The sequence below is a fragment of the Bradyrhizobium sp. USDA 3397 genome, assembly GCF_054060965.1.
This window is the reverse complement of sequence record NZ_JBSSDS010000001.1, coordinates 1,110,686-1,127,519: the sequence shown is the minus strand read 5'-3', so window position 1 is coordinate 1,127,519 and position 16,834 is coordinate 1,110,686. Positions and strand designations below refer to the sequence as shown.

Below are 16,834 nucleotides of genomic sequence, written 5' to 3'. Positions count from 1 at the left end.
CGCCATGAATCCCGACAATGACCTTCCCAATCACTTTGAGTTGCTCGCCACCGACGGGGCCGCGCGCACCGGGCGGCTGACCACCCCGCATGGCGTGGTGCGGACCCCGGCCTTCATGCCGGTCGGCACCGCCGGTGCCATGAAGGGCATGCACTGGCGCGAGGTGCGCGATGCCGGCGCCGACATCGTGCTCGGCAACACCTACCATCTGATGCTGCGTCCAAGCGCCGAGCGGATCGCGGCGCTCGGCGGCTTGCAGACGTTCACAGGCTGGAACGGACCGATGTTGACGGATTCCGGCGGCTTTCAGGTGATGTCGCTGGCGGATTTGCGCAAGGTCAGCGAGCACGCCGTCACGTTCCGCTCGCACATCGACGGCGCCAAGGTCGAGCTGTCGCCGGAGCGGTCGATCGAGGTGCAGCGTTTGCTCGGCTCCGACATCGCCATGCAGATGGATGAATGCGTGCGGTTGCCTGCCGAGCGCGCCGACATCGAGCGCGCGATGCAATTGTCGCTGCGTTGGGCGGAGAGAAGCAAGCGCGCCTTCGCGAGCGCCCCGGATGGCTACATGCTGTTCGGCATCGTGCAGGGCGGCGACGTGCCCGAGCTACGACACGCGAGCGCGCAAGGCCTGGTCGGGATCGGCTTCCATGGCTATGCGATCGGCGGGCTCGCCGTCGGCGAACCGCAGGCGGTCATGCTGGCGATGATCGACGAGACCGCGCCGCTGCTTCCGAAGCAGCGGCCACGCTATCTAATGGGCGTCGGCACGCCCGATGACATCCTCGAAGCGGTGAGGCGCGGCATCGACATGTTCGACTGCGTGATGCCGACCCGCAACGGCCGGCACGGCGTCGCCTTCACGCGCCACGGCCAGGTCAATTTGCGCAACGCGCGCCATGCGGACGATCCGCGTCCGCTCGATGAAGAGAGCTCATGGCCGTCGACGCGGAACTGCGCGCGCGCCTATCTCCATCATCTCGTCAAGGCGGGCGAGACGCTGGGCGCGATGCTGCTGTCCGAGATCAATGTCGCGTACTACCAGTCCCTGATGCAGGGCATCAGGGACGCGATCGCACAAGGAAATTTCGAGGAGTTCTATCAGCGTACGCGCGCGGACTGGGCGAGGGGCGATATCGCCCCGCGCTAGATCAATGGTCCAAACTCAGTTGCACACGAGCCGCCGCTTCACGGCATGCTTGGTCACGAAGCCGTAGCCGCAATTGTCGCACGTCCAGAGATAGCTGATGATGTGGTCCGAGACGTAGGCAGACGCTTCAGCGGCGACCATGGAGTCGGCGCAGACGGGACAGGTCGGCAACTCGCTGCAACGCGGATCACGCCTTAGCGCTACGGTCGACATCACTTCAGCAACCGCTGACATCGTGGTGACCTCCCTGCTTTCTAGACCTAAGTCTAACATAAGCAGAATCAGTTGACGAGGTCGCAACACAAATGCGTTGGTTTTCTGCTAATTAAAGCTCACGCGATTTTGCGATGCAGCGTATTTAACATGTGCTGCATTGCCGCTTGCGCGTCGCCGCAAGCTGTCCGTAACTGCGCAAGGCCGCGACAGACGTGCAGATCGTCGCCACAGGGAGTTCATCATGGACGCATCGTCCAACACGGGTGCAGCGCACCAACCCGGCCGTGGCCGGATCTATGACTCGATCGTCGATGCCTTTGGCAACACGCCCATCGTGCGCTTGCGCCGGCTGCCCGGTATGCACGACGTGAACGCGACCATTTTGGCAAAACTTGAATATTTCAATCCTGCCGCGAGCGTGAAGGACCGTATCGGAGCGGCCATGATCATCGCGATGGAGAAGGCGGGCATCGTCAAGCCGGACACCGTGCTGATCGAGCCGACCTCCGGCAATACCGGCATTGCGCTCGCCTTCGTGGCGGCTTCCCGCGGCTACCGGCTCAAGCTGGTGATGCCGGAATCGATGTCGATCGAGCGACGCAAGATGCTGGCCTTTCTCGGCGCGGAGCTGGTGCTGACGCCGGCGGCGCAGGGCATGAAGGGTGCCATCGCGGCCGCCGAGGAGCTCTTGAAGACGACGCCGAATTCAGTGATGCCGCAGCAGTTCAAGAACCTCGCCAATCCGGAGGTGCACCGCCGCACCACCGCGGAGGAGATCTGGAGCGACACCGGCGGCAGCATCGACTTCTTTGTGGCCGGCGTCGGCACCGGCGGCACGATCACCGGCGTCGGCCAGGTGCTCAAGCCGCGCAAGCCGGGCTTGCGTGTGGTTGCGGTCGAGCCGGAGGAGAGCCCGGTGCTCTCGGGGGGACAGCATACTCCCCACAAGATCCAAGGCATCGGTGCCGGCTTCGTCCCTGACATCCTCGACCGCTCCGTGATCGATGAGATCGTGAAGATCAACTCGACCACGGCGATCGAGACCTCGCGCGCGCTGGCGCGGCATGAGGGCATTCCGGGCGGCATCTCCTCAGGCGCTGCGATCGCCGCCGCGCTCGAGATCGGCAAGCGGCCGGAAGCTTCCGGGAAGACCATCCTGGCGATCGTGCCGTCCTTCTCCGAGCGGTATCTTTCGACGGCTCTGTTTGAGGGAATCTAGGACATGGCGGATCAAACGAGACGGCCGCGCACGCTGGGCGATGCCAGGACCGAGGCCGAGGCGGCGTTCAAGAAGGTAACGGCCAAGGTCGCCGCCGCGCCGCCCAAGCAAAACGCCGTGCCCGGCATCAAGGAGCAGGTCACGCTGCGCATCGACCAGGACGTGCTGGAGTTCTTCCAGGAGGGCGGTCCCGGCTGGCAGGATCGCATCAACGAGGCGCTGCGCAAGGTGGCAGGGAAGTAGGCTCCGACCGGACACGTCCGACCAGCGGCGTCTCTCCGCAGACTGTGACATCCGTTTGGCGCACATCTCTATCATCGTCGTTGCGAGGAGCTCTTGCGACGAAGCAATCCAGGCTGTCACCGCGGAGAGATTCTGGATTGCTTCGTTGCGCTCGCAATGACGGAGTACGCGGCAGCATCATCGCACCAACGAAAAAGCCCGGCGCGAGCCGGGCTTTTTGCATTGTCGATCTCGTTTCGACTCAACGACGGAACATGCCGCCCATCATGCCGCCGACGACGCCGCCGACGAAGGCCGCACCGGCAGCATCGCCGGGATTGCTGCGTGGCTGGGGAGCCGGTGCCGGCGCGCTGCTCTGAGCCGGGGCGGTGGCGGCGCGCCGAGCCGGCTTCTGGCTGCCGTCGCTCGCCGTTGCCGGGGCAGCCACGATTTCCGAGAGCAGGGCCTTGTGCTGGTGCTTGTTGAGGTAGCCTGACGACGGGTAGCCGCGCGCCGTCTGCCAGCGCTTGAGCACGGACCGCGTTTCGTCGTTGAATACGCCGGTCTGGTTGGTGTCGAAGCCGAGCGCCGTGAGTCGACGCTGCACGTCGCGACGCTTGTTCTTGTCGAGACCGATTTGGTCCTCGGTCACTTGGGTAGCCTCATCCGTGAAGGTGGCGGGATCGACGCCGGCATTGAGCGTGCGGGTCGCGGTCGAGGGGCCGCTCTTGATCGCCGCCAGCCGCGCCAGCGCCAGCGCCTTGAACTGGCCGTTCGGGTAAGCGGTGAGGTAGGCATTGAGCTCCTCGGCCTTGTTGGACTCCTTGACCGAGCGCCAGTATTCGAGCTCGACACCGTCCGAGCTTCCGGTCGCCGCCGGCACGATGCCGGTCGCGGTCGGGGCCGCAGCGGCGACCTGGGTGGTCGGCGCCTGATTGAGATAGACGGAGCCGGTCAGATTGGTGTGGCCCCAGGGCAGCTGGCCCTTGCGGGTCTCTTCATTGACCTGAGCGCGCACCGACGTCATGGCCTGCTGGATCTCGACGCCGGGCTTGGTGATGTTGTCGATCAACGCCCGCGTGAACGGGCTGTTGTTGCCCTCCTGGCCGTCGAGCGCGGTCTGGCCCGGGCCGGTGGCGAACGCGATCAGCGTTCCTTCGCCGGACTTCATCTCGGCGAGGCCGCTCTGGACGTTGACGCTGCGCGTCGCCGAATTCGACTTGATCTTGGCGGCGAACGGATTGTCGCGGCAGGCATCGAGGAAGACGAGCTTGACCTTGGCATCGCCCATGGTCTGCTCGAGAGTCAGGTCGATGTTGATGGCGGCGCCCAGCTTGACGTCCATCTCCGACTTGATGTCGGCGTCGACGGGCAGCAGGTAATTGGTGCCGCTGACGGCGATGCCGTGGCCGGCATAATAGAACAGCGCGATATCGGAGCCTTGCGCCTTGCGGCCGAAATCAAGCAGCTTCTCGGTCATCTGGTCGCGGCTGAGATTGGAGCCTTCGATCACCTCGAAACCGACATTGCGTAGCGTGGCCGCCATCGCCTTGGCGTCGATCGGCGGGTTCGGCAATTGTGCGACATTCTTGTAGGAGCCGTTGCCGACCACGAAAGCGACGCGGCGATCAGCCTTGGCGGCACTGACTGACAGCGCCATGCACATCAGCGAAGCGAGGAGGGTGAGATAGCGCATTCTGAAATCCCCAGAATCGAATTGCAGGCAGCAACAGATCGGCAAAGAACCTACACGAAGTGCCCGACTTCGCGCCACCAAAACGGCAGTCCGTTGCGTTCAACCCGCTGCTGTGTGGCCGAATGTGCACGATGGAGTGTCGCTCCAACGTGATCCAAATCACACGGCCACTTGGTTTTGTCGCGCGAGGCGGCGCGAGGTTCACCTGGCGCGGGCGGGAACCGACGAAGCGGGCTTCAAATTGAGTAAATTGCCAAACAGGATCAGCGCGGCGCCGAGCACGGTCCAGGAGTCGAGCCGCTCGGAATACAACAGCCAACCGGCAGTTGCAGTCAGTGGAACCCGCAGGAAGTCCATCGGCACCACGATCGTCGCGTCGGCGTAGCGCATCGCACTGGCCAGGCAATAATGTGAGAACGTGCCGCAGACGGCGATCACGCCGACCCAGCCCCAGACATAGAGCGACGGCCAGGTCCAGACCATCAGCGTCGGAATGAAGCCCGCAACCGACTGCACCACCAGCATCCAGAACAGGATCGAGAGCGCGCTCTCGGTGCGGGTCAGCGATTTGACCAGCGCCATCGCGACGCCAAATCCCATGGCGGCGCCAAGCGCGATGAGCTGCCCTGGATTGATCTCCCCGGTCGAGGGGCGGACAATGACGATAACGCCGACGAGGCCGAGCACGATGGCGGCGATCTTCCATGGCGTCATCCGCTCGGACAGGAAGCTCGCCGCGAGGACGGCCGTCCAGATCGGCATGGTGAACTCGATTGCCACCACCTGGCCGATCGGAATCAGTGTCAGTGCGAAGAACCAGCCGAGCTGGGCAACATAGTGCACCAAATTGCGGCCGACATGCTGCGGCAGGCGCGATGTCTTGAGCACCTTCCAGCCGCCGGCGCGGTAGATGATCGGTGAGAGCAAGACGAAGCCGGCCAGCGACCTCATTTCCATGATCTGAAAAACATTCAGCTCGCGCGTGGTCTCGCGCCCGGCCACCGCCATGATCAGCATCAGCGACAGCCAGCCGGCCATCCACAGTGCAGCCATCATTTTCGACGGTGTGGTGCTCATCTGCGGCGGATGTGGACGGATAGACCGAGGAGGGGCGGCCGGTATCGGCGACATTGCCGCCGTTTGCAACGGCCAAATCTGTGGATGCAGCGATGCTGGGCTGCATGCTAAGGCAATCAGCGAACAACGACAAAGATCGGGAGGCATTGCCCATGCGCATCTTGCAGCCGGCCGAGTGGAAAAAACCGCGCGGCTTTTCCCATGGCGTCGTGACCGAGGGGCCGGGCCGGTGGGTGGTACTCGCCGGCCAAACCGGGGGCGACGAGGCCGGCAGTTACGATCCCGACATGGCAGCCCAGGTCGCGACGGCGCTGAAGCGGATCGTCAAGCTGCTGGCCGAGGCCGGTGCCGGCCCCGAGCACATCGTCCGCCTGACCTGGTACCTGACCAGCCGCGCCGAGTACGAAGCGGCAGGTGCCGGCATTGGCGCGGCCTGGAAGGAAACGCTCGGCCGCAATTTTCCGCCCTCGACGCTGCTCTATATCGGAGGCCTCGTGGACGAGCGTGCCAAGGTCGAGATCGAGGTCACCGCGTACGTGCCCGGCCCATAAAAAAATCGATCCGGCGCGGGCGCCGGATCGACTGTCGCGTCAACTTGCGTCTTATTTCGACATCGAGATGTTCGCGCCGCGGAATTGACTGTCCGCGCGCATCGTGACGTTCTGCTTGTTGCCGGACGTCTTGAGAGAGATGTTGGCGTTGAAGCCCGCGGTTGAGGCCACCAGCTCGTAGCTTCCGCCGCTGCCGCGGCCCTGGAGCGAACCGGAGATATTGCGGCTGGTCTCGGACCAACTGCCTGCAATGGCGCCGCCTTCGGCCTTCACGTTGGCGCCGAGGTTGAATTTGTAGGCATCGCTGGCACAGGTCAGCGACATCTCCATGGTCGGTCCGATCGGAGCGTATTTGGCCCGGCAGCGGATCCGCTCGGTCGAGCCGTCATCGAGCGTAACCGTGCCACCGCCGCTCCAGCTGCCCGCCAGCGGGGCGAACGGGCCGGACTGGGCCTTGCTTTGGGTGGTAGCGATCCCCGCCGTAAACAAAACGGCGGCCGCAATCAGCAGCCGCCGGTTCCGGGCGCGAGCCTCAATTGGTTTATTGACGCGATGCTTCCCACCGCCCGCTGCACGGTATGCCTGCAGATGCTCCATTCCACTTCCCCGATCCGGCGTTGCCGCTGAGTTGACCGTTGGCATATGCACCATTGATCGAAACTTTCACAAGTCCCCCGCTGCCGATGGTGCCGGAAACGTTAGCGCCGGGCGCGGTGATCTTGCCGTCGGCAACCGTCAGCATCGAGCTTGCGGTCGGCTCGCACGAACCGGTCTTGGTCACGATGGTGACTTGCCAATTGCCGTCATAGGGATTCTGGGCGAACGCGGGGGCGGCGAGGGTGCCAGCGAGAACTGGGGCGGCACAGAACACCGCAATGCGACCAAAACGCATGAATTCGTCCTTGAATGTGTCTGAGTTGCTGACGCTTATTCGGACGAAATGTGACGGAAATTTGTTGCGATGCCAAAGCGAAAATTGTTCCTTTGGGAACAATGGTTTATTTGCGCTTTTGGCTCCAATTTCCGAAGCAGAATCAAGAGCGCCGCACGTTAAGGGTAAACGTCAGGACGACTCGGAAAGAGCTTGCTCCAGGAGACTTCGGCTCAGAGGGCTGGCTCAGAGGGGCTTGGCTCAGGAGAGGCTGGGCGCGGAGGTCGCGAACTGCTCGTCCTGGACTTTGGCGGGTAGCGCCTTGTGGACCTTGGCGTAATCGATCACATCGGCCAGCAGCTTGAGCCCGAGCGGCGCCAGCGCGCGCTCCCAAAGCTCTCGTGCGGTCTCGCCCTTCTTGACGAAGCACCAGTCCTGGGCGGCGATCGCGCCGGCATCCATGCGGTCGGCGAGATGGTAGATCGTGCCGCCGGCGATCGGGTCGCCTTCCTTGATGGTCCATTCCACCGCGGCCTTGCCGCGGTGGCGCGGCAGCAGCGATGGATGATAGCCGATCCCGCCGAGCCTGGCGGCGGCGAGCGCATCCTTGCCGATCCTGGCATGGCTGTGCGCTGTGATGATCAGATCGGTATCCGGGGCGATCTCGGAGGCCACCACCAGCTTGGGATTGGCTTGCACCTGCACCTCGATGCCCGCCGCCTTGGCCGCCGCGGCAAGGCGGTCATCGGCGTCCGCCACCACGATCCGAACGACCGAGACGCTGTGCTCCCGGAGCATGTTCAGGGTGGTCACGCCAAAATGGCGGGAGCCGACGAGGGTAATTCGCATGGGTGTCCGATCCGTCTCGCAACTGCGTCATCCCCCGATAACACGTCCCCGTGCCCTGTCACCACCCGCGCAGCGTTTGCGTGGGTTATCAACAATGCGCCGGGCGCCGCTTGCGCGAACGCCGGGATTCGCACTGTCCGGTGCTTCCATTCGGGCATGACACCGGCTCGGGAGCGAAGGCATGCGCAGCGTCGGGTTTCTCCTTGTCGCGACACTGCTGGCGGCCACATCGGCCCAAGCTGGCGGGCCTTACCCGGCGGTCCCGGCCCGAGACCGGCGTCGCGCCATCGGTGGGGCCGATCTGGGATGCCTACCGCCCAGGGGCCGGTGATCAATTTCTATCATGGCGCTTATTACGGCGAGGAGCCGCCCGCGCTCTATCGCGGCTGCGCCTACCGGCCGTATTACCGTTACCGCGCCTATCGCAAATTGCCGCGCACCTATTTCTGTGTCGTCGACGCGCGCATGTAGCGGGTTCCTGTGTTCGTTCTTAACAGAGATGCCTCGGATTGGCTGATAAGGGTGCGCCAACGGGGGCTGGTGACATTTCAACCCGCATCCGTTTTCGACCCCGGCTTTTGGCCGCCGGCGGCCTTTCATGCCCATGACTGACGAAATCATCGAACGGTAACACGATCTCAACCAGCTTGGCGTATCGACGAATCCGTCGCGGATTTGTACTGCGTACCGCGACACCGAAATCGTCTGCCTGCGTGGGCGCGCCGCCGGGCCTTTTCGCCGGGACAGATCTCATGCCGAACGCGATCGAGCAGATCGTCGACGCCTATGTGCGTCTGAAGAACCGCCGTGGACTGGACGAGCTGATGATGCATAGGCAGCGGCTCGCGGTCGATCTGAAGAGCCGGTCCGGCTATGATTTCAGCCTGCCGATCGGCCAGATCGACGAGGAGATCGCGATCATCGAGGCGGGGCTCAGCCGGCTCAAGGCGGACAAATCCACGATCTAGACGTCGGCATCGTGCGTGGGGCTTGGCGTTGACGCATTGTCACAGTCCAAGCTCGGTTCATGCAGGGTTCAGCCCAGCTTTGCCTCAATTGTCATGTCGTTTCGTGGGACGCGAATCCTGATAGGCTTGTCCACGTGATTTGGAGGAATCGTCATGATCGAGCTTGCGCTGGCCGGCTTGCTTGCGTTTGCAACCGTGCCTGCGGCACCGACAGCGCCCATGGTGGAGCAGGTTCAGTTCAGGGGCGGTCCGGGCGGGCAATGTCCGCACGGCTATGATTACAACCACTCGAACGGCCGCTGCTATCCCAACGACCGTCACGCGCCGGGTGTCTACACCGGGGGCCACGGCTCGGGCTATGGGCGCCGTGGTGGCCTGTGCCCGCACGGTTACGACTATAATTACTCGACAGGCGAGTGCTACCCGAATCGTGCGCACGCGCCCGGCACTTACGGTCGCCCTCAATATTACGGACGACGCGGCGGGCTGTGTCCGGACGGCTATGATTACAATTACTCGCAGGGACAGTGCTACCCGCACGGGGCACGTGCGCCGGGCATGTATGGGCGGTAATCATCGCCGTGCTGAGGCGGGCGCGCTCAGTCGCGCCGGCCGCCGTCGATCACCGTGAACAGCGGCCGCGCCGGGGTGGGTTCGACCAGCAGCTCCTCCACCAGTGCGGTTGCGGCATCGACATATTTTCGGGTCGGCTTGTCGAGAGGGCGCTTGGCCTCGTCGTCGAGCGCGACTTTTGCGGCCTCGACCAGCTTGCGCATGCGCGCGGCATGGTCGTCGCCCGCGGTCAATGTCGCGCGCGCCAGCGAGCGCAGCACGAACAGCTCGCCCTCAAGGCGAAGCAGACGGTCGTTGAGCCTGGTCAGGACGGCGTTGAGGTCGGCCATGGCGTTCGAAGCGGAGGATCCGTCCTGATCTAGCCGCGATCGGTGAACGGAGTGCAAACGGCGCCGGCGCAATTCGGCGGATCCGGCGTCACCGCAGGCGGCTTACCATTCGACGCCGGCCCAGCGCCGCCCGAACACGGGCGGCCTCGTCTTCACGGCCTGCCAGCCGAAGAAGTGGTGCTTGCCGGACCAGGCATGCACGATGCCGCTGCAGATGCCGCATTTGAAGCTGCCGCTGTGAGCCTCGCTGTGCTCCTCTCTGGTCGCGGTGTAGTTCATGCCGCAACTCGCACAGGTGAATTGTTCGATCGTCCAGATGCTGTTGGCCATGGCCCAGAATGCATTTCGGTGACTGCGGATGGAAGGTAGTCACCAGCATTTGCAGCGGCGTAAACCGGCGCGGGGAAATCCGGTTAACCCGCGTTAGCCAAGCCGGGTTGGGACGGACGATGCGGTATCCGGCACCCGGTCGTCTTGACGCCAGATGCGTTGCTGGCAATAACGGCTGAGCCCGCAAGCGCGGAAGTTGCGTTCATGCCGCAAGGAAAGCTGTGCCCGTGAAAAGCCTCCGTCAGTTGCTGACGGGCGAGGACGTCATCCAGCTCGTGATCCGCCTCGGCCTGCTCGCCCTGCTGATCATCTGGACCTTCCTGATCATCCGCCCATTCGTGCCGATCCTGGCCTGGAGCGGCGTGCTGGCGGTCGCGTTCTATCCGGCGTTCAGCTGGGTTGCAAAGATCCTGGGCGGCCGGCCCAAAACCGCAGCAGCAATCCTGACCCTGGTCACGCTGGGTATCGTCATCGGTCCGGCGACCTGGCTCGGCATCAGCGCGGTGGACGGCGTGCGTGAGCTGGCGCACCAGCTCGGCACCGGCGACCTCGTGCTCCAATCGGCGCCGGAGCAGCTCAAATCCTGGCCGCTGGTCGGCCCCTGGCTCTACGAGCTCTGGGATCAGGCCTACAACAACGTTCGGACGGCGGTGCGCGAGGTGGCGCCGTATCTTCAGCCGCTGGCCGGCCCGCTGCTCTCGCTCGCGGGCGACGCCGGCCTTGGCACGCTCCAGTTTCTCGTCTCCGTGTTCGTGGCCGGCTTCCTGTTTCCGCATGGGCCACGCCTGGTCGCGGCCGGCCGCAACTTCCTGTTTCGCATCGTGCCGGAGCAAAGCGAGCATTTCCTCTCGCTCGCCGGTGCGACCATCCGCGCCGTGGCGCAGGGCGTCATTGGCGTGGCGATCGTCCAGGCGCTGCTCGCCGGAATCGGCTTCAAGCTCGCCTCGGTGCCGAGCGCGGGCCTCCTTGCCTTCATCGTGCTGCTGCTCTCGATCGTGCAGATCGGTGCTTTCCTGGTGCTGCTGCCTGTGATCATCTGGATCTGGACCGCCAAGGACGTCACCACGGCGCTGCTGCTCACCGTGTTCCTCGTCCTGGTCGGCTTCATCGACACCATGCTGAAGCCGCTCGTCATGGGCCGTGGCCTGACCACCCCGACCATCGTGATCTTCGTCGGCGTGATCGGCGGTACGCTGGCCCACGGCATCGTCGGACTGTTCATCGGACCGATCATCCTGTCGGTGGCCTGGGAAATGATGATGGCCTGGATCAGGACCGAGGACCGGGCGGAGGCGGGGAAGGGGTGATCTCGCGCCCGCCAGCGCAGTGTCAGCCGCCCATGCCGGATAGCTCGTGGCCTGTGATCAAGGCGCGTCGCTAACTTGTCTGTTCGACTAGACAAGTTACCATTGGGTCGATTCTGTTTTCGACAACGGCAGCAATGGCAAAGTCTTCCAAGCTGGTTGCCGCCAGGCGCGGCAAGGTATTGTTGGTCAGACGCCGGTCGGACGGCCTGTGGATGTTTCCGGGCGGCCGCAAGCGTGCGCGCGAGTCGGAGAAGGACTGCCTGCGGCGCGAGATCAAGGAGGAATTGCCCAAGCTGAAGCTCGGCAGGATCAGCCTCTGGAAGGAAGTGAAGGCGAGGAACAAGCGCTCCGGCCGCAAGATGAGCGACGCGATCTTCATCGCCAAGTCCGCCAAGGGCAGGCTGGCGATCGGCGACAAGAAGGAGATCGACCGCGCCGCCTGGCATAAGCCCCGCGGCATCCGCCTGACGGCGACCTCGCGCTACATCCGCGACCGCCTGTTTCCGCGCAAGCGGCGGCGAAGTTGAGCCGCTAGTCCTCCCGCGTCGCCGATCGCGTCCTGCCGGCAAACCTCCTCGACTGCGCCACCTCCGGCTCGGGTGCGGCGAGCTTCGCGGCCTGGAGCTCCCGCATCTCCTTGCGGACCTGGCGCGCACTGCGCATTGCCCGCTTGATGAAAGGATGCTGCGAGTCCTCGGCGAAGAACAGCACGACTTCGCAGCTCGGACATTGCCTGGAATAGCCGTCCTGCAACCGGCCGGCGCGATCGCGAAACACGTTCTTGCACCGCGTGCACTGAACCTGGACCGAACTCATGCGCGGATGACAATCACTTTGAAATGGATCGTCAGCTGATCCGAAATGTCTGAAGAAAGCTTGAATGCCGGCGTGGCTGGATGCCGCCAGATATCGCCGAGCCAACAAGGCGTGTGAACCAGTTCACAAGCGCGTGGCGAAACCGCTGCTATGAAGACGTCATTGCTTAACCGATTCATTTCGAACGAAACGCCCCAGCGTGGCTCCAAGCGCTGGGGCTTTTTCGTGCCTCCATTCTCACAGCCAAGAGCAGATCGAAAGGGATCGCGCCGCCGCCTCGAACGTTGTTGAGGAGGGGTGCGTTCGCAGGGCAAATCCCATATGCATGGCGCCGAGCTGCCGATTCGAGGGGCAAGGCGGCTCGCATTCAGTTTGCGGCGGTTCAAGAGCAGAAACGGGTCCAAGTGAGGCTTTCCACGAAGGCAAGGGTGGCCAAGAAGCCGCCGAAGAAGAGCAAGGGATCGCAGCGCACGATCTCGTCTTCGTCGCCTCTCGGCATGATGGCCCTTCATCTGCTTGCACAATGGAAGCAGTCCGGACGCAGCGGCATCGTGTTTCTCGCCGAGAGCGAGAACAGGGCGGAGCGGCTCGGCAGCGTCATTCACGCGCTCGACGCCGCCTGCGAGGTGCTGGTGTTTCCGCGCTTGAACACCTTGCCGTTCGATCAGCTTGAGCCCTCGCACGAGCTCGCGGGGCGCAGAGCCTCCGTGCTGAGGCGCCTTGCGAAATCCAAGAAGCCGGTGTTTCTGGTATCGACGGCCGAAGCGGTGATGGAGCGGATGCCGCCACCGGCCAGCCTGTCGCGCCTGAGCCTGAGCTTGAAGGTGGGCGGCACGTTCGCCGAGCAGGAGCTGGAGTCCCGCCTCCAAGCCCTCGGTTACGATCTCGACGATGAGCCGGACTATCCGGGCGGGGCGCTGTTCCACGGCCAGACCTTCGAGATATTTCCCGCAGGCGCGCTGGGGCCGTTCCGGATCGAGCATTCGCAGCACACGATCAAACGGATCGTGGCCTTCGACCCGCATGAGCACAGGATCATCTTCGAGACCAAGGAGCTGCTCGTCGATCCCATGTCGGAGCGGCTCGGCCTTGCCGGCAAAGGCGGCAAGCGCGCCAGCCTGTTCGATTATTGCGCGGGCGCCAGATGGATCGCCGATGCCGGCGTGCCGTCGCATGCCGACGGATGGCTCGATACGATCGAGGAGGCCGCGCCCCGCAGCGAGCGGGAGCGCGAATATCTCGGGCGCAGCGATTGGAAGCGGCTCTCCAAGGGCATCAAGGTGCTGCCGCGGACGGCGCCGTTCCAGGCCATCCCGGAATTTTCGAAGCTGACATCCTCTCGGAAGGCGTTGCGCGGCTTCGTCGAGGAGACGCGCCGGGCCGGGTCGCGGCTGATCCTCGTTGCCGCGCACGAGGACGATCTGCGCGTGATGGAGCGGATGAGCGGCGTCAAGGCGGAGCGCTGCGAAGACTGGGAGGAGGCGGCGCGCGGGCGGGGCGGTGAGATGGCGCTGCTCGCCGATCTCGATGCCGGCTTCGTCGTGCCGGCGAAGAAGCCTCTGGTGGTGGTGACGGCGTCCGACGTGCTCGGCAGCCGCGCGCATCATCCGCAGCCGATGGCGCGCGCCTGGAGCGCGGCCTTCGACCATGCCGATGCGCCGGAGCAGGGCACGGTGGTCGTTCATCTCCAGCGCGGCCTTGCCGTGCTCGACGGCCTGCAGACCGTCAACACCGGCGGCGGCGCGATGCGCGAGATGATCCGCCTGAAGTTCGCCGGCGACAATGCGGTGCTGGTGCCGCCGCCCGATCTCGCCTTGATGTGGCCTTACGCCGCCGAGCTCGGCAGGCTTTCGCTCGACAAGGCGGACGGCAGCACGTGGTGGGCGCGCCGCAGCGAGGCCGAGCGCGAGATCCAGATCGCCGGCAAGGCGCTCGCCAAGCACATCAGCCAGCGCCGGCGGCGGCGCGGCGAAAAGCTGGTGCCGCCGGGATCGGCCTACGAGAAGTTCGTCGCGCGTTTTCCTTACTTCACGACGATCGACCAGGCCCAGGCGATCCGGGACGTGCTGGATGATCTCGCATCCGGCCATCCGATGGATCGGGTGATCTGCGGCGACGTCGGCTTCGGCAAGACCGAGGTCGCGCTGCGCGCTGCGGCCGCGGTGGTGCTGTCGGGCAAGCAAGTTGCGGTCGCGGTGCCGACGACGGTGCTGGCGCGCCAGCACGTCGCGACGTTTCAGAAGCGCTTTGCCCCGTTCGGCATCGAGGTCGGCAACCTCTCGCGCGCGACATCGGGCGCGGCGCTGCGGGAGACCAGGGAGGGCCTGCGCAGCGGCCGGATCAAGGTCGTGATCGGCACGCAGGCGCTCACCGGCAAGGACGTCAGGTTCGACGATCTCGGCCTCGTCATCGTCGACGAGGAGCAGCATTTTGGCGCGGCGGAGAAGGCCAAGCTCGCCGGGCTCGCCAGGAACGTCCATGTGCTGATGATGAGCGCGACGCCGATCCCGCGGACGCTGGCCGCCGGCCTTGCCGGCTTCCGCGATCTCAGCGTGATCGCCTCGCCCCCGGTGCACCGGCTTCCGGTGGCGACCCGGATCGCGCCGCTGTCGGATGCGGCGATCGCCTCGGCGCTGCTGCGCGAGCAGCGCCGCCACGGCCAAAGCTTCTTGATCTGCCCGCGCATCCAGGATCTCGATCCCATGCTGGCGCGGGTGCGGGCCGTGGCGCCGGATCTTCGCATCGTCTGCCTGCACGGCAGGTTGGCGGCCGACGAGATCGACGACCGCATGATGAGCTTCGTCGAAGGTCAGGCCGACGTCCTGCTCGCCACCAACATCGTCGAGAGCGGTCTCGACATTCCCCGCGCCAACACCATCGTGGTGTGCTGGCCGGAAAAGTTCGGCCTTGCGCAGCTGCACCAGCTGCGCGGACGCGTCGGCCGCGGCGGCATCCGCGCCTACGCGCATCTGCTCACCGAGACGGAGTCCGGACAATCCGAGAAGCGCCTTGCTGTGCTCGAGGAGTTCAGCCGGCCGGGCGCGGGCTTTGCCATCAGCGAGCGCGATCTGGATCTGCGAGGCGCAGGCGATTTGTTCTCGGAGCAGCAATCCGGCCACGTCCAGGTGTTCGGGCCGGTGCTCTACAGCCACCTGCTGAAAATGGCCTCGGAGAAGAGCGACGAGCAGCTGTGGGTGCCAGACCTCAACCTGCCGGTCGGGGACATGCTGCCCGAGAGCTATGTGCAGTCCGAGCCGGTGCGGCTCGAGCTCTATGCCCGCGCCGCTCGATGCAACGACGAGGACGATCTCGACGACCTCGAGGAGGAAACCTCCCGCCGCTTCGGACCCTTGCCAAAGCTCGCGCGCGACTTCTTCGCCGCGGCCAAGCTCAGGATCGAATGCAAGCGACGCGGCATCATCCGCCTCGACGTCGGCCCTGAAGCTGCCGCCGCGACGTTCCTGCCCGGACGCCTGCGCAAGTCGCGCGGAAAATCGCTGCAACGCGACGGCGACCGCGTCGTCTATCACAGCCCGATGCGTGATGCGCCGTTCGAGCTGGTGGAGGAGCTGTTCGAGCTGCTGGATGAGGGGTAGGGGCTTGCGCGTTCGTCAGCGCGCACAACCGCGAATTCGTAGCGGAAACCCTGCTTCACCATTATAGTTAATTTGGGCGTGGCGAAGGAGATCGTCCGATGTCACATGCCATTCGTCCAGTGATTGCCACGATTGTCGCAAGCTCATGTCTGTTGGCCCTGGTGCAAGCAGGCGGCGCAAATGCCGGCTCCGCCGGAGCGGGCATGGGAACGGGGCAGGGTAGCGCTGGCGGCTCGGCGCCTTCTGGAATGGGGACGAGTGCGGGCAATGCAGGTCCCTCAGCTCCCCCAGGGATGGGGACGAAGGACACCGCGCCCGGCGGAGATCTGCGCACCAACAGCGGAGCGACCAATTCGAACGTCCAGCCCGCCACGCCTGCGAGGTCGCGGGCGGCAGCTCAGGCCGCGAGAAATGCCGGGGCTGGTCACGCTCAAAATGGCCTCCCGATCGGCGCGATTGGCAGCGGCACGAGCAATGAAGATCAAAAGGCCGCTGGTTCGGCGTTCTCCCAAAGCAGATTCCGACCGGCAACACAGGCTCAAGGAAACGCCAGTGTTGGTTCAAATCGTCTGTCAGGGAGAGGCTCGAGCCTTTCGGACCAGATCAGTCGGCCGCGAGCCGCACGAGCTGGAGACAAGGTGCTGGATGCCAAGGCCCAGGTCGAGCGACGAACGACTGTGTCGCCCAAACGCGTTACGAGCCCGATAGGACCAGGTTTGTAATCTGCGAGCGACGGGGGAACAGGTCGATTCGGTGCATCGCGCTCTCCAAAGGAATGTGGCGCTCGCGTTTGAGCGGACGCACGAGCTGTTCGAGTTGCTGGACGAGGGGTAAACCGGAAAGTGCGAAAACAACCCCATGCACAGTAGCTATGTGCTTGTGCGATAAGGCGTTCTGCATCGGCGCGTCCATCGCGGCCGAGGTTGGCCCAAGCAAGCGTGGTCCACGACCCGGATCAGGCCTATCGTGCCGGGTCCGTGACGGAGGCGCCGTCACTTGGCCGTTGATTTGTCGGGCAACAGTGGCATTATGCCAACTTCGGAAAATCCGCTGCTAGCATGGCT

Annotated in this window: 19 protein-coding genes; 10 read left to right on the top strand and 9 right to left on the bottom strand. The window is 64.5% G+C overall.

Going from position 1 to position 16,834, the window contains the following annotated elements; all coding sequences use genetic code 11:
• The first annotated feature begins 4 nt into the window (after nt 1–4).
• Nucleotides 5–1,150: a tRNA guanosine(34) transglycosylase Tgt gene (tgt, locus tag ACVWYQ_RS05275; protein WP_404540989.1), complete on the top strand. Its 1,146-nt coding sequence runs from the start codon at nt 5–7 to the stop codon at nt 1,148–1,150.
• A gap of 15 nt (nt 1,151–1,165) precedes the next feature.
• On the opposite strand, the gene ACVWYQ_RS05270 is transcribed toward tgt, so the two are convergent.
• On the bottom strand, nt 1,166–1,384 hold the full coding sequence (locus ACVWYQ_RS05270) for a hypothetical protein (protein ID WP_036028144.1): 219 nt from the start codon (nt 1,382–1,384) through the stop codon (nt 1,166–1,168).
• Between the two features lie 223 nt (nt 1,385–1,607).
• Between ACVWYQ_RS05270 and cysK the strand changes: the two genes are divergently transcribed.
• Together cysK and ACVWYQ_RS05260 are read left to right on the top strand one after the other, a co-directional pair.
• On the top strand, nt 1,608–2,585 hold the full coding sequence (cysK, locus tag ACVWYQ_RS05265; protein ID WP_157286050.1) for a cysteine synthase A: 978 nt from the start codon (nt 1,608–1,610) through the stop codon (nt 2,583–2,585).
• A 3-nt stretch (nt 2,586–2,588) separates the two neighbouring features.
• Nucleotides 2,589–2,828 (top strand): BrnA antitoxin family protein, encoded by a 240-nt coding sequence (locus ACVWYQ_RS05260; RefSeq protein WP_157286049.1) that lies wholly within the window; start codon nt 2,589–2,591, stop codon nt 2,826–2,828.
• A 241-nt stretch (nt 2,829–3,069) separates the two neighbouring features.
• Here ACVWYQ_RS05260 and ACVWYQ_RS05255 read toward each other — a convergent pair whose 3' ends face one another.
• Together ACVWYQ_RS05255 and ACVWYQ_RS05250 are read right to left on the bottom strand one after the other, a co-directional pair.
• Nucleotides 3,070–4,503 carry a caspase family protein gene (locus ACVWYQ_RS05255; RefSeq protein ID WP_275509946.1) on the bottom strand — a complete coding sequence of 478 codons (1,434 nt, stop codon included), beginning with the start codon at nt 4,501–4,503 and terminating at the stop codon, nt 3,070–3,072.
• A 201-nt stretch (nt 4,504–4,704) separates the two neighbouring features.
• Entirely contained in the window at nt 4,705–5,580 is an 876-nt protein-coding gene (locus tag ACVWYQ_RS05250; RefSeq protein WP_456725497.1) for a DMT family transporter, read from the bottom strand.
• Nucleotides 5,581–5,732: 152 nt separating this feature from the next.
• Here ACVWYQ_RS05250 and ACVWYQ_RS05245 point away from each other — a divergent pair, with 152 nt between their 5' ends.
• Nucleotides 5,733–6,131: a RidA family protein gene (locus ACVWYQ_RS05245; protein ID WP_271537934.1), complete on the top strand. Its 399-nt coding sequence runs from the start codon at nt 5,733–5,735 to the stop codon at nt 6,129–6,131.
• 51 nt (nt 6,132–6,182) lie between these two features.
• Here the strand turns inward: ACVWYQ_RS05245 and ACVWYQ_RS05240 are convergent, their stop codons facing one another.
• The 3 genes from ACVWYQ_RS05240 to ACVWYQ_RS05230 form a co-directional block, all read right to left on the bottom strand.
• Entirely contained in the window at nt 6,183–6,728 is a 546-nt protein-coding gene (locus tag ACVWYQ_RS05240) for a hypothetical protein (RefSeq protein WP_271537936.1), read from the bottom strand.
• Nucleotides 6,673–7,023 (bottom strand): hypothetical protein, encoded by a 351-nt coding sequence (locus tag ACVWYQ_RS05235; RefSeq protein WP_157286043.1) that lies wholly within the window; start codon nt 7,021–7,023, stop codon nt 6,673–6,675. The genes ACVWYQ_RS05240 and ACVWYQ_RS05235 overlap by 56 nt, the downstream gene beginning before the upstream one ends.
• Before the next feature lie 240 nt (nt 7,024–7,263).
• Entirely contained in the window at nt 7,264–7,851 is a 588-nt protein-coding gene (locus ACVWYQ_RS05230; RefSeq protein WP_404540995.1) for a formyltransferase family protein, read from the bottom strand.
• A gap of 306 nt (nt 7,852–8,157) precedes the next feature.
• Here ACVWYQ_RS05230 and ACVWYQ_RS05225 point away from each other — a divergent pair, with 306 nt between their 5' ends.
• From ACVWYQ_RS05225 to ACVWYQ_RS05215, 3 genes are all read left to right on the top strand, one after another.
• Nucleotides 8,158–8,322, top strand: a complete 165-nt coding sequence (locus ACVWYQ_RS05225; protein WP_404540997.1) for a hypothetical protein — start codon at nt 8,158–8,160, stop codon at nt 8,320–8,322.
• Between the two features lie 281 nt (nt 8,323–8,603).
• Nucleotides 8,604–8,819, top strand: coding sequence for a hypothetical protein (locus ACVWYQ_RS05220; RefSeq protein ID WP_157286042.1), 216 nt, complete (start codon nt 8,604–8,606; stop codon nt 8,817–8,819).
• A 177-nt stretch (nt 8,820–8,996) separates the two neighbouring features.
• The gene (locus tag ACVWYQ_RS05215) at nt 8,997–9,392 is read left to right on the top strand and encodes a hypothetical protein (protein WP_456725496.1); all 396 of its coding nucleotides are present in this window, start codon (nt 8,997–8,999) and stop codon (nt 9,390–9,392) included.
• Nucleotides 9,393–9,418: 26 nt separating this feature from the next.
• Here ACVWYQ_RS05215 and ACVWYQ_RS05210 read toward each other — a convergent pair whose 3' ends face one another.
• Both ACVWYQ_RS05210 and ACVWYQ_RS05205 read right to left on the bottom strand, forming a co-directional pair.
• Nucleotides 9,419–9,721: a hypothetical protein gene (locus ACVWYQ_RS05210; RefSeq protein ID WP_027575377.1), complete on the bottom strand. Its 303-nt coding sequence runs from the start codon at nt 9,719–9,721 to the stop codon at nt 9,419–9,421.
• 102 nt (nt 9,722–9,823) lie between these two features.
• The gene (locus ACVWYQ_RS05205) at nt 9,824–10,051 is read right to left on the bottom strand and encodes a hypothetical protein (protein ID WP_157286041.1); all 228 of its coding nucleotides are present in this window, start codon (nt 10,049–10,051) and stop codon (nt 9,824–9,826) included.
• 227 nt (nt 10,052–10,278) lie between these two features.
• Between ACVWYQ_RS05205 and ACVWYQ_RS05200 the strand changes: the two genes are divergently transcribed.
• Both ACVWYQ_RS05200 and ACVWYQ_RS05195 read left to right on the top strand, forming a co-directional pair.
• Nucleotides 10,279–11,358, top strand: coding sequence for an AI-2E family transporter (locus ACVWYQ_RS05200; RefSeq protein ID WP_404541000.1), 1,080 nt, complete (start codon nt 10,279–10,281; stop codon nt 11,356–11,358).
• A 134-nt stretch (nt 11,359–11,492) separates the two neighbouring features.
• Nucleotides 11,493–11,885 (top strand): NUDIX hydrolase, encoded by a 393-nt coding sequence (locus tag ACVWYQ_RS05195; protein WP_157286040.1) that lies wholly within the window; start codon nt 11,493–11,495, stop codon nt 11,883–11,885.
• 4 nt (nt 11,886–11,889) lie between these two features.
• Here the strand turns inward: ACVWYQ_RS05195 and ACVWYQ_RS05190 are convergent, their stop codons facing one another.
• A complete protein-coding gene (locus tag ACVWYQ_RS05190) occupies nt 11,890–12,135 on the bottom strand; it encodes a hypothetical protein (RefSeq protein WP_404541002.1) in 246 nt (81 codons plus the stop codon).
• 536 nt (nt 12,136–12,671) lie between these two features.
• Here ACVWYQ_RS05190 and ACVWYQ_RS05185 point away from each other — a divergent pair.
• Entirely contained in the window at nt 12,672–15,770 is a 3,099-nt protein-coding gene (locus ACVWYQ_RS05185; protein ID WP_456727124.1) for a DEAD/DEAH box helicase, read from the top strand.
• Nucleotides 15,771–16,834 lie beyond the last annotated feature (1,064 nt).